We start from the raw sequence: 12,480 nt of genomic DNA on the forward strand, positions 1-12,480 counted from the left end.
GTCTTCCAATCAATAAAAAAGGCGATTCCTTTCAGGAACCGCCTTTGATTTTACTTCGTAATGCTGCCTTAAAATAATCAGGCAATCTGGGCGTCAAGCTGCTTTTTGATCTGTGATTTCGGAACTGCGCCAATGATCTGATCCACAACCTGACCATTCTTAAAGATCAGCAGAGCGGGAATGCTTCGGATTCCGTACTTCACGGAAACCTGCGGATTGGTATCGACATTCACCTTGCCGATCTTCGCCTTGCCCTCATACTCACCGGCAAGTTCTTCAACAATGGGACCAACCATACGGCACGGGCCACACCACTCCGCCCAAAAATCGACCAGTACGGGATCGCTGGATGTTTCAACTTCATCTGAAAAGTTAGTATCTGTCAATTCAAGTGTCTTACTCATAATTCAATTTTGTTTTAATTTTGTTAAATGTCTCGGATAAAAATCTTAAATGCACATAATAAGTTCCTATCGGTTTTATCACGAAATACTATAAAACAGGAGGCCAACTACCTGGCACCGTTGCTTTTTGTGAGCTGAACCGAATCTTTTCCAACAAGATTTCTCAGGTTGCCTAACAGCTCATTATTTGGCTCAACAACAAACTTTCTGACATTCATCCGCAGAGGCCGTCTGGCATGCTCGCTATCGATAACCAGTTTTACCGGAGTTTCCCCTTTATGAATACTGAAAAGGGTAGCCATCTGATGAAGGTCGTCCCTGCTCAGTTCAGCCGTTTGCAGCTGGATTTTGAGCTGGAGCTGATTTTGAAATTTTTCACGCAGATTTTCAACCCTCTCCATGGATGATGCGATAATTTTCGGCGGTTCATCCCTGTGCGAAACGCTGCCTTCCAGAAGTACAACCGTATCCGGTGCGATCAGCCCCTGGTGACGGTCGAACACCTCGCTGAAAATGAGTACTTCGGTGCTGCCTGTAAGATCCTCGATCTGTGCAAACGCCATTGGGCGGCCTTTTTTATCCGATATTCGTTTTACGGCTGTAAAAATACCAATGATCTTCACCGTATCCCTGTCGTTAAGCCTTGACAGTTCATCCTGCGACAGCGTATGAGTTGCGAACAGTGACGCATCTTCCCTGTACTTATCAAGCGGATGCCCGCTCAGGTAGAAACCGATGAGCTCACGTTCTTTATTCAGCCGCTCGATATTGGTCCATGGCGGACAGTCTCTGAGCCGCGGTTCACTGGCCAGGCCGCCGCTGCCGCCTTCCCCGCCGAAAAGGCTTACCTGGTTGAGCCGTTCTTCTTCCTGTTTACGGGACGCGTAGCTGATTACATCTTCGATGCTGGCAAGCAGTTGTGCGCGATTTTGGTGCAGCTCATCGAAAGCACCTGCCTGAGCCAAACTCTCAATCGTCTTCTTGTTGCATACCCTTGTGTCGATCCGGGCAGAGAAGTCGAATACAGATCGGAACGGCCCTTTCTTTTCACGCTCTTCCACCAATTGTGCAATCGCGGACGAACCCACTCCCTTAATCGCAGAGAGACCGTACTGAACCCTTCCGTTTCGGGCTACAAAACGTCCCTCACCCGTGTTGATATTGGGCGGATCAACCGGGATCCCGATTCTCTGGCACTCCTCAATAAAGAAGCTGACCTTCTTGATATCGTTCATATTATGACTAAGCACCGCGGCCATGTATTCTGCGGTGTAGTTCGCCTTGAAGTACATGGTATGATAGGCTACCACGGAATAGGCTGCGGAGTGCGACTTGTTAAACCCGTAGCCGGCGAACATGGCCATTTTATCGAATACTTCCTTTGCCGTTTTTCTGTCGTAGCCTTTCTCTACAGCCTGACGTACAAATTTTTCCTCTTCGGGAGGCAACAGTTCCGGCTTCTTCTTGCCCATGATGCGCCGCAAGACATCCGCTTCTCCAAGGGAGTAGCCGCCCATCCGCTGAGCCACCATCATGATCTGCTCCTGGTAGATCATGATTCCGAAGGTAGGCTCCAGGATATCCTTCAGGTCTTCATGGTCGTAGGCCACCTTCTCCTTGCCGTGCTTCCGGTTTATGTAGTCTGGAATAAACTGCATCGGGCCCGGCCGGTAGAGGGCGTTCATCGCAATAAGATCGTTAATGCCGGTGGGCTTCAGCTGCTTCAGGTATTTGCGCATACCGTCCGATTCAAATTGGAAAATACCTACCGTCGCCCCGTTCTGAAACATTTCATACGTCTTTTCATCATCCAGCGGGATGTCGTCCAGATTGTACTCCGTACTGTGATTTTCCTTGACCAGCTGAATGGCCGTTTTCAGGATTGAAAGGGTTTTGAGGCCCAGAAAATCCATCTTCAGCATTCCGGCGTCTTCAATCACCTTGCCGTCGAACTGTGTTACATAGAGATCTGCGTCTTTGGCAGTACAGACCGGAATGTATTTCGTGAGTTTATCGGGTGCTATAATAACTCCGGCAGCGTGGATTCCGGTATTTCTGACCGATCCCTCAAGGGTCTCGGCCATCTGCAGTGTCCGGCCTTCAAGGATATCCTCTTCCTTGATTTCACGCAGCTCTTTTACCTCTTTAAAAGCATCTTCCAAAGAGATCCCGATGGTTTCGGGCACCAGTTTGGCAATGCGGTCGGCGTCGGATAGTGGCAGATCCAGCACGCGTGCAACATCGCGCACAGACGATCTTGCAGCCATTGTGCCGAATGTTATGATATGCGCCACCTGGTCGCGGCCGTATTTTTCAACCACATAATCAATTACTTTCTGGCGGCCGTCGTCATCAAAATCGATATCTATATCGGGCATGGATACCCGCTCCGGATTCAGAAACCGCTCAAACAGAAGGTCGTATGTGAGCGGATCGATATTGGTAATTCCGGTGCAGTAAGCAACCACCGATCCGGCTGCGGAGCCTCGTCCCGGACCAACGTAAACGCCCATTTCCCTTGCAGCACGAATAAAATCCTGTACGATCAGGAAGTATCCCGCAAACCCCATCGACTCAATAATGCTGAGTTCATGGTTGATCCGGTCCATCACCTCATCGGTCATCTCTTCGTACCTGTCCTCAGCTCCTTTCACGGTGAGATGCCGGAGAAATTCATCCTCCGTGGCAAAGCCTTCCGGAAGGGAAAAATTGGGAAGGATTACATCGCTTTCGAGATTAAGCGGCTCTATTTTATCCGCAAGCTTCTGAGTATTTGAGATGGCCTGAGGCAGATCGGCAAAAAGCCCCTTCATCTCATCCTGGGTTTTAAAATAGAATTCGTCGTTGGGGAAGCCGAAGCGGCGGTCACGCCCCTTGCCGATCGGGGTTGATATCAAGTCGTTGTTGTCGATGCAGAGCAGTGCATCGTGGGCCTTTGCATCCCCCTTTTCAAGGTAGAACGTGTTGTTTGTGGCAATGACGGGAATGGAGTATTTCTCAGAAAATTCGAGCAGCACGCTGTTCACGCGTTCTTCCTCTTCGAGCCCATGCCGCATCAGCTCGATGTAGAGATCTTCGCCAAACAGGTCGTGCCACCACTTCAGCGCTTCCTCAGCAGCTGCTTCACCCCTGTTCAGTATCAGGTCGGGCACTTCACCCAGAATCCCCCCTGTGGTTGCGATCAGGCCGTCGTGATATTTTTTAACCAGCTCACGGTCGATACGGGGAAATTTATAGTAGTACCCCTCAATGTAACCGAGTGAACACATTTCGGAGAGATTACTGTACCCCTCCATGTTTTTGGCAAGAAAGATCTGCTGATATCTTTTGTCCCTGTTATCGCGGGTAAAACTTTTCTGATGGCGGTCTTCCACAAAGTACGCTTCAAGCCCCAAAATAGGTTTGATTCCGGCGTCGTTTGCCGCTTTTGTAAAATGAAATGCGCCAAACATGTTACCGAGGTCGGTTATGGCCACTGCAGGCATTCCGTCTTTCTTTGCCTTTCCGACAAGGTCTTTAACTCCGGATGCCGCCTGAAGCACGGAAAATTTTGTATGGTTATGCAGATGGACGAACGGTGAATCAACTTTTTGAGCGGCCGCCTCCCTGGAAAGATCAATTGACTCCCTTGTATCTTCATCCTCGCCCGTAACTCCGCGGCTTTTCAGTTCTTCAACCCGGGGCATGTAGTGCGAAGGATCGATCAGCGCAGAGGGTGACGTTCTTTCCTGCATTTGATTTGCGGGAAATACCGGCTGAATTACTCCGATCCGAACCAGTTCCAGAAAGGCCCTGGCGGTTGCATCCACATCCGCTGCCGCATTGTGGGCTTCCTCAAAACCAATTTCGAAAAGCTTTTGGTGGAGTTCTGCCAGCGTTGGCCACTTAAATCTGCCCCTGCCACCCGGAATAGCACAATATTCGGTGGATTCATCCTTTGTGTCGATGGCAATTTTTTGCGTGAGCGGGTTTTCACGCTCAAGCCTCAGATACTCCGACCCCATGATGCTAAGATCGAACTCAAGATTATGGCCGACTACAAATGCACTTTTCCCGAGGTCCCGGTTAAAGTACTCAATTGCCTCTTCGAGCGGAATCCCTTCGCGACGGGCCCTTTCGGTTGAGATGCCGTGCACTTTTTCTGAATTGAACGGTATAGTAAACCCATCCGGCCTGATGATGTAGTCGCCTGAAGAAACCAGTTTCCCCTTCTCATCGTGCACCTGCCATGCAAGCTGAACACAGCGCGGCCAGTTATCAAAATCGGTAAGCGGTGCCGAGTAATTTTGCGGAAGGCCGGTAGTTTCGGTATCAAAAATCAGGTACATAAACGGGAGACGATCAGATTGCTTTCTCAATTCATTTTACACTGTTGAATATAGCAACCGCCATCCGAAATGCAGAATTAAAATCCCCGGTTCAGGCAGCAAAACCATTCATCTTTTACGGAAATTTTTTCAATACCCGATGCACTGCACCCGAGGATTCAAGAACACTGTTCTTCAGGCTGAATCCGGATACGTTAAAGCTTAGAGGCGCCGGTGAAGCTGAAAAAATATCCTCACCGGTTACCCGTGCAGGGTTTTTTACCCTTGCCAGGGTGATGTGGGGCCGGAATGGCCTAAGGTCCGGCTCCGTAAAGAGTGATAATTGATTCTCAATCTTTTTCTGAAGGTTAAACAGTTCAGGGGTACCTTCAGCGCCGGCCCAAACAACTGCCGGACTTCTTTTATCAGGAAATGCTCCTATCTCCTGAACGGTCATTTGAAAAGATCTGAAACGTACTTTTTGAAGGCTTTCGCAGATTATATGGCTCTTTTCCCGACTTTGCTCTCCCAAAAACAGTAGCGTGAGATGCATGTTTCGGGGTGCCGTTTTTTTAATACCTGAGTTATCGGGTATCCATGCGGCCAGCTGTTTGCGAATCTGAGACGGCGGATCGATCGACACAAACAGACGCATCCTCTTACCTCTTCACCCTGAACGTATCCGGAAGACTGTCCGGTTCCGCGGAATCCCATTCCAATCGATCGACCCTGGCTGCTGCAGGTCCCTCTTTCAGCTTGTCCATCATCTTGCTCACATCTTCATCGTCACCAGTTATGAGAGCTTCAACCGACCCGTCGGGCATGTTCATAACCCAGCCATTCAGATTCAGCCGGCGAGCGTTCTGCACTGTAAAATGGCGAAAGCCAACACCCTGAACCCTTCCTTGAATTTTAATCTTTCTTTTCTCCATATTGAGAACCTTTCGAATTGGAGTGTCGCTGCTTCTGACTGCAACAATTTGTTCTTTAATTTACGATATTCTCACTTTACACAATGATTTAACAATGGTTTTGATTCCATGACCCTTACACAACTGTCTTACATCGTAGCAGTAGACAAGTATCGCCACTTTGCAACGGCTGCTGAAAAAAGTTATGTAACGCAGCCCACATTGAGTATGCAGATTCACAAGCTTGAGGATGAGCTGGGAGTGACCATTTTCGATCGCTCCAAGTCGCCGGTGATCCCCACGGAGATCGGTGAAAAAATCATTGAACAGGCAAAATCCATTCTTAAAGGGTCGAAAGAACTAACCGACATCGCCAATTTTACTGAAAACGAACTCAAAGGAGTTTTTAAGGTTGGAATCATTCCTACAATCGCCCCCTATCTGGTACCGCTCTTCCTTAGGTCTTTTGTAAAGCAGTACCCTAATGTGCAGCTTATTTTTGAAGAGCTTTTAACAGAAGAGGTTCTGGAGAAGCTGGGGAATGACCAGCTGGATGCGGGAATCATTGCCACTCCTGTGGAGCAAAGTTTTATCTATACGGACGATCTTTTTGTAGAACCTTTTCTGGGTTACCTGTCAAACAGCCATCCCCTGATTGAGAAAGCTAAATTGACGGTTGAGGACCTGAATCAAACCAATATCTGGCTGCTCAATGAGGGCCACTGTTTTCGTGATCAGGCCGTTAAACTTTGCAGGGATGGAGAAAAACATGGCAAAAAGTATAAGAAAGCGGCTATTGAGTTTAAAAGCGGCAACCTGGAAACATTGAAAAAACTTGTAGAACAGAACTTTGGCATGACGCTGCTGCCCTGGACAGCTGTAAGCGAATTTGACGGAAGCTGTTCGAGTGCGATCATCAAAGAGTTTGAAGACCCGGTTCCCTCCCGCAAGGTACGTCTTGCCTACGGTAGAAAACATCTTAAACAGACCATCATCAGTGCGTTCAAGGATGCAATCTGCAGCTCTATTCCAAAAGAGCTCAAAACAACCGAAAAGCGCGTGCTGATTGAGTAAACCTGAGCCGAACCGGATCACTATTGCCCTGCTGAGGGTACCCGGAAGCAGAACCGAGTCCGCAAATTTTTTTTAATCGACATGTTACTCCCAAACGAACTTTATCCGCACCTGTAAAGGTTATGGAAGCTTTTTCAACCCAATGGTTTACCGCTTATTATGTCTCGCTGGGAGCGCTGCTGATCAGCTATGGCATCTATCTGTTTTTCCGCACCGATTACGTAAAACACTTTTTAATCGAGGCTGCGGGTCATGAATCCCCGCCCCGCATATGGCGAACGGTTCTCAAATACCTTCTGCTGTTTACCATACCGGGACTCATACTCTCTTTTTTTCCTTTTTCCTGGATCGAGCTGCTTTTCTCCATATGGTGCCTTGTCATCATCTACGTGTGCGGGCAACTAATCCTGATGTGGAAGCATACGGCACGTGCCATTCTGGATAACAGTGAAGAACTGAACCGCAAGATCCGGATCGGTGCTGCAAATATGATCTCCATCGGCATTATTCTGTTTTTGCTTACCTACATCCTGCTGCAAAGAAACAATGTGGGCTGATCCGTTGTTTGGCATCATTAACCTGAACATCATCAAGTAAATCCGGCAACCCATGGTTATTCAAAAATCGGGATATCACGGACTCTTTTTTCCGGAGCTGGGGATCGCTCTCGACGGGTATCATCCTGAGGCTGACTATGTTTTTGTGAGCCATGCCCACGCCGACCACATGACCCGTAACCGGAATGCCGTTGCAGTAGCTTCGGAGCCCACGCTGGCCCTTATGGAACGCCGGGGGTTTCGCGGAACAGAACATCCGCTTTCATTCGGCGAATGGCTTGAAGGGGATAATTACAGGGCCCGACTCTACCCTGCCGGACATATTCTGGGTTCGGCAATGATCTATGTTGAATCGGACATGGGGTCGCTCTTATATACCGGTGATTACAGAACCCCGCCATCGCCCGCAACCGAGGGTTTTGACGCTCCAGAATCGGCAGATCTATTGATTACCGAGGCTACATTCGGCCTTCCCATCTACAAATGGAAATCGTATGACGAACTGTATGATGATATCCGTTCATTTGCAGACCAAACACTCTCTGACGGGGAAACACCTGTATTTCTTGCCTATAACCTGGGCAAAGCACAGGAAATCATGCATATTCTTTCACCTCTCGGACACCCCGCAATGATTCACGGGGCCGGCTACAAGCTATGTGACGTCTATGAACAGTTCGGGGTTTCGCTGGGCAAATACTCCGCATACAACAGAGAAACCTGCAAAGGCAAGATACTGATTGCGCCGTCATCAGCTCTAGGCACCGGCTTCGCTTCGAATGTCAAAAAGAAAAGGATTGCCTATTGTTCAGGATGGGCAGCCAATGAATCAAGGCGAACACAGCTTACCGTTGACAAATTAATACCCATTTCGGATCACCTTGATTTTTTTGAACTGATCCGGTTTTGCGAAGAGCTCGATCCGGGCAAAATCATGATTACCCACACTCCCAATCCGGATGTAGTAAAGCACTATCTGGATGAGCGCGGTTTGGAATCCTCTTTTCTTGAAATGGAGATTGAACCGGCTGACTAGGCGTCAACCCGCGGACATGTTACGTTTTTTCAAATACAGGTTTTTCCGCTTTTGGCCTTTTTGCTGAACTCTGAACAGAAGACTCCTGATCATTTGACTGAGATGATTGGCTGAGCGGAATGGTGAACATAAACGTTGTGCCGATTCCTGACTTGCTCTCAAACCAAAGAGAGCCGCCATGCCCCTCTATAAATTCTTTACAGAGCATCAGACCCAGGCCGCTACCCTTTTCATTGTCTGTACCGCGTTTTGTAAAGTGGTTTTTCGAAAAAAGCTTTTTCTGATCCTGTTCCCTGATTCCCGTCCCCTCATCAATCACATGTATTTCTGCCATTCCGTCCAGCTCCGACCGGAACGCTTTTATCCTGACAGAATCTTCCTTTTCGCTAAATTTAATTGCGTTAGCGACAAGATTCCGGACCACCAGTTTTACCATATCATAATCAGCCTTCACTTCAATGGCTTTGGGCACATCCAGATCAAGGATAACCCCTTTTTTCTCTGCCTGGAACTGAATCTGATCGGTTACCGATTTAACGCCCTGATGCAGAGGAAAATCGCGAACATTTAGTTTAATTCCGTTCATCTGTGCCTGCGCCCAGGCCAGCAGATTATCCATCATGCTTGCATTTTCCTGTAGGTTACGCTCCAGTGTTTTGGTAATTTCGGCCATCTCAGCCTGTGAGAGATCGTGATCGCGAACCAGGTAAATCAGGCTTTGAAGCGAGCTCAGGGGTCCCCTGAGATCGTGAGCAATAATGGCAAAGAGTTTGTTTTTGATATCATTGATTTGCTCCAGCTCCTCATTTTGCTCCTGAACCGTAGAATTCATCTCATTCAGCTGGCGGTTACTGGCTTGTAGCTTCTCATTAACTTTTTTCCGCTTTTGGTTCGATTTTACCAAAACCAGAGCTGCCACCAGCAGAATGCCACCGGCAATCATGGCCAGAATAATAAGCCACTGCTGAAGCTGAACAAGCGCCTGAGCCTCCTGCTCCCTCTCCCTCAGATCGTCTGACTGTTCGAGTGTTTGCTTTACATTGAAGAGGGTTTCATATTCGGCCAGCAGGCGTGCTTTATCGGCTGTTTCAAGGCTGTCTTGCAGCCGGTCGCGCTCTTCGAGCCACCTTAGTGATTCACTGTAATTTCCGGCTTTGCGGTAGGCCCGATAGAGATTATCATATGATGAAAGCCTGAGCGTGGCATAGCCCTCATTTTCAACAGCCAGATTGGCCCTTGCATACCATCGTATTGCCTGAACCCTGTTATCGCGCTCCATTTCAAGTTCACCGAGGGCAGCTGCAGTGTAATATTCACTTTCCGCATCCCCCTGATTCCTGCTCTCCTCAAAGGCGAACAGCAGCAGTCGCATTGCTTCCTGATAGTTACCCCGCTCACGCTCCATTACTCCCAGGTTATGATAGAGACGTATCCGGATCTGCGTATCCATTCGTTGGTCGGAAAGTTCAAGTGCTTCTACGTAGTATGTTTCGGCTCTTCCAAAATCACTGAGATCGCGGTAGAGATTGCCCAGATTCAACAGAGTACTTTGCAGGATTTCTGATAGCTGCTTTGCACGGCTTATCTCTTCCGCCCTCACAAGGAAATACTCTGCCTGTTCAGGATTATCCATATCCAGGAATTTCCATCCTACCAGGTTACTGGCGGCAGCAATGAATGCAGAGTCGTCTGCCTGATCTGCAAACTCAAGTGCTTCATAGTATGCCCTCAGCGCCTCTGTATCGTCGCCCAATGCCGACCATGCATCAGCTGATTTGATGGCTATTCCGGCTTTGCGCTCGTAGTTACCAAGAGAGTCGGCCAGAAACGAAGCCCGCCCGAACCGTTCAACCGCCAGCACGTAATTGCCTTGTATTGAGTTGGCTTCTGCCTTCAGCTCCTGAAGTATTCCTTCCTGAAATGGAGAATCAGCATACAGAGCCGCCTGATCTGTCATAATGAATACCGAATCGGGCATCTCTTTTTCGAGATAGTATTTGCTTAATCCCGTCAGGACTGAAAATTTCCCGTCATTATCGTCTATGCGTTCAGCCACTTCATATCCCAACAAAAGCCACTCTTTTGCTTCCTCCAATTCAGAGTTGAGGATAAGAATATCTGAGAGGTCTGCAATCGAAGAGACTGTGGAAGGCTCCATCACTGCGGGATTGATATGGGTACGCAAACTGTCTGCCCTCTCATTCTGCGCCTGTAAAGAGAGCGGCAGTATCAAAACCGATAATGTGATCAGAGACCTGTACATTTAATTGCAGATCATGGACTTTTTTATGTGTACGTTATGCACACCAGCACGCACTCCTACTTACCATCGCCATTCACTCACAATGTCACTTCTCATTGTTTTAAAATATTTTACGGAGCCAGCCAGACTGTATGCACTTCATTTATTAGAGAAGGAGTGATGAAAACCAAAAACGTATCGAAATTTTTTCAGCGGCTTGAAATTTTGAAAGACGGGTTCACCGACTGAGGCAGTCTGTCGCGTTCCATTTTTCTTTCAAAAGCCTTTTCTACGTCTTTAAGTGTGTCGGAATCATCGGGGGCAAGATCCCAGCGAATAGCCCTGAACCGCGGGAGGCGCAGAGTATAGCCTGCCTTGGTTCTTTTATTGATCTGTATATCATCAAACTCGATTTCCACAACGATACCCGGCTTTAAACCCAGGGTGGGACCGTACCGCTCGACGGCGAGTTTTTTTAGCTCGGTATTCAGGCGCTTCAGTTCTTGGTCTGTATAACCGCCATATGCTTTGCCTATCGGGATATACTCTTCTTCATATCTTTCGTCTTCCTTTACCGAAATACCGAGTGTAAAATCTGAATAAAGTCCGCCCCTTCTGCCGCTTCCAGCGTGTGCGTACATGATCACCGTGTCGAATGAACCGCCGGGCTCTTTTACCTTCAGCCATGTTTTTCCGCGCTGACCATATTCGTATCTGCTGAACCTCTTTTTCAGCATCAACCCTTCATTGCCATGGCTGACTGCCCTATTGAACAACTCTTCAACATCATCCTCGTCATTCAGTTCAAACCGGGTTGTTACCGGGATACCGTATTGGTCAGACAACTTCTCAAGCAGATCCCGCCTTTCTTCAAGGGTCTGTTCAAATACTGTCTGGCCATCGTGTGCAAGCAGATCAAATGCAATGAACAGGACTGGATATTGGGATTGAATTTTTTTGTCCGGTTTTTTGATGCCCATTCTTTTCTGCAACATCTGAAAGGGCATGATCCTGTCATCCATAAACACGCAGATTTCACCATCCAAAACGGTACTGCTCAGCTGTGCTGACGCGAAAAACCGAACCACTTCCGGAAATGAACCTGTAATCTGGTTAAGGTCGCGCGAGTAAATTTCAACCTTACCACCATCGGCATGAACCTGTGCGCGCATACCGTCAAACTTTTCCTCTGCAACATAGCCGCTGACATCCTCCACGGCCCTGTTTTCGATCGGTGAAGCCAGCATGAAAGAGAGAGGATGAAACATTTTGAAGCCGGCTTCATGGAGTTTACCCGAGCGCGCCAGTTCTGCCGTACGGCCGATGCTGCCCGTAATCATGTGCACAAAACGAATCTCTTCCCGGTCTTCACTGAAAGCTTTCGATATGGCGGAAACCAGGCTTCGGGTTTCAAAACCGATCCGAAGAGATCCCTGCCCCATCATTCTGATCGAATAGACAATCTCAACGGGCGTCATGCGGCTCCACATGGCATGCAGAAGTCCAGATTTGGCATCTCTCGACGACACCTCACTCAGACGGAAAAACCACTCTTCCATCTCAGGAAGCGATATCTCTTCCGGGGAGCGCTTGATTGCAGCTTCGGGTATGTTTTCCATCAGGCGCCCAATGGTTTCGGAGTTGCTTCCGGTTGCCGTGCGACAGGGTTTGAATACAAGATCGTAATCAATTTCACAAAAAGATGAGGCGGCAAGTCCTGCGGTTCGGCTGCCTATAGACGCTTTTCTGCTGCTGATTGAGGCAAACGCCCCCTCACCAATGAACTGTGCCGCAAGACGTACGTCGTCATTGCTCTGAAGAGCACTCAGAAATCCGGCGCAACGCCTGATTTTGGCATTGCTTCCGCGTGTGCGCCGAATCGCGTCTATGCATTCACAAAGGGATCTGAATGTTGCTTCCATGAAAATTTTTTCCAACTGCCGCTGCAC

General features: G+C 48.4%; 9 protein-coding genes. 3 read left to right on the top strand and 6 right to left on the bottom strand.

From position 1 onward, the window contains the following. Positions 1-77: 77 nt before the first annotated feature. From trxA to DDZ15_RS01585, 4 genes are all read right to left on the bottom strand, one after another. On the bottom strand, positions 78-404 hold the full coding sequence (gene trxA / locus DDZ15_RS01570; RefSeq protein ID WP_341458158.1) for a thioredoxin: 327 nt from the start codon (positions 402-404) through the stop codon (positions 78-80). Between the two features lie 107 nt (positions 405-511). After that, positions 512-4,762, bottom strand: coding sequence for a DNA polymerase III subunit alpha (gene dnaE / locus DDZ15_RS01575; protein ID WP_242978837.1), 4,251 nt, complete (start codon positions 4,760-4,762; stop codon positions 512-514). An 85-nt stretch (positions 4,763-4,847) separates the two neighbouring features. Beyond that, on the bottom strand, positions 4,848-5,366 hold the full coding sequence (thpR, locus tag DDZ15_RS01580) for an RNA 2',3'-cyclic phosphodiesterase (protein ID WP_109644175.1): 519 nt from the start codon (positions 5,364-5,366) through the stop codon (positions 4,848-4,850). 4 nt (positions 5,367-5,370) lie between these two features. Beyond that, positions 5,371-5,643: an acylphosphatase gene (locus DDZ15_RS01585; protein WP_109644176.1), complete on the bottom strand. Its 273-nt coding sequence runs from the start codon at positions 5,641-5,643 to the stop codon at positions 5,371-5,373. A 108-nt stretch (positions 5,644-5,751) separates the two neighbouring features. On the opposite strand from DDZ15_RS01585, the gene DDZ15_RS01590 reads away from it, so the two are divergent. The 3 genes from DDZ15_RS01590 (at position 5,752) to DDZ15_RS01600 (ending at position 8,289) form a co-directional block, all read left to right on the top strand. After that, entirely contained in the window at positions 5,752-6,696 is a 945-nt protein-coding gene (locus tag DDZ15_RS01590; protein ID WP_109644178.1) for a LysR substrate-binding domain-containing protein, read from the top strand. A 122-nt stretch (positions 6,697-6,818) separates the two neighbouring features. Beyond that, positions 6,819-7,253: a hypothetical protein gene (locus DDZ15_RS01595; protein WP_109644181.1), complete on the top strand. Its 435-nt coding sequence runs from the start codon at positions 6,819-6,821 to the stop codon at positions 7,251-7,253. Between the two features lie 52 nt (positions 7,254-7,305). Further along, on the top strand, positions 7,306-8,289 hold the full coding sequence (locus tag DDZ15_RS01600; RefSeq protein WP_242978838.1) for a hypothetical protein: 984 nt from the start codon (positions 7,306-7,308) through the stop codon (positions 8,287-8,289). A gap of 19 nt (positions 8,290-8,308) precedes the next feature. On the opposite strand, the gene DDZ15_RS01605 is transcribed toward DDZ15_RS01600, so the two are convergent. Beyond that, positions 8,309-10,552, bottom strand: a complete 2,244-nt coding sequence (locus DDZ15_RS01605) for an ATP-binding protein (protein ID WP_109644184.1) — start codon at positions 10,550-10,552, stop codon at positions 8,309-8,311. 188 nt (positions 10,553-10,740) lie between these two features. Further along, complete coding sequence (locus tag DDZ15_RS01610) at positions 10,741-12,453, bottom strand: ATP-dependent DNA ligase (protein ID WP_109644186.1); 1,713 nt, start codon at positions 12,451-12,453, stop codon at positions 10,741-10,743. Positions 12,454-12,480 lie beyond the last annotated feature (27 nt).

This window comes from Rhodohalobacter mucosus (assembly GCF_003150675.1).
In the GTDB taxonomy this organism is placed as follows: domain Bacteria; phylum Bacteroidota; class Rhodothermia; order Balneolales; family Balneolaceae; genus Rhodohalobacter; species Rhodohalobacter mucosus.

Coding starts and splice junctions, on each gene's coding strand:
- DDZ15_RS01605 (WP_109644184.1), bottom strand. CDS start 10,552: ATGTACAGGTCTCTGATCACATTATCGGTTTTGATACTGCCGCTCTCT.
- DDZ15_RS01595 (WP_109644181.1), top strand. CDS start 6,819: ATGGAAGCTTTTTCAACCCAATGGTTTACCGCTTATTATGTCTCGCTG.
- DDZ15_RS01585 (WP_109644176.1), bottom strand. CDS start 5,643: ATGGAGAAAAGAAAGATTAAAATTCAAGGAAGGGTTCAGGGTGTTGGC.
- DDZ15_RS01590 (WP_109644178.1), top strand. CDS start 5,752: ATGACCCTTACACAACTGTCTTACATCGTAGCAGTAGACAAGTATCGC.
- DDZ15_RS01610 (WP_109644186.1), bottom strand. CDS start 12,453: ATGGAAGCAACATTCAGATCCCTTTGTGAATGCATAGACGCGATTCGG.
- thpR (WP_109644175.1), bottom strand. CDS start 5,366: ATGCGTCTGTTTGTGTCGATCGATCCGCCGTCTCAGATTCGCAAACAG.
- trxA (WP_341458158.1), bottom strand. CDS start 404: ATGAGTAAGACACTTGAATTGACAGATACTAACTTTTCAGATGAAGTT.
- DDZ15_RS01600 (WP_242978838.1), top strand. CDS start 7,306: ATGGTTATTCAAAAATCGGGATATCACGGACTCTTTTTTCCGGAGCTG.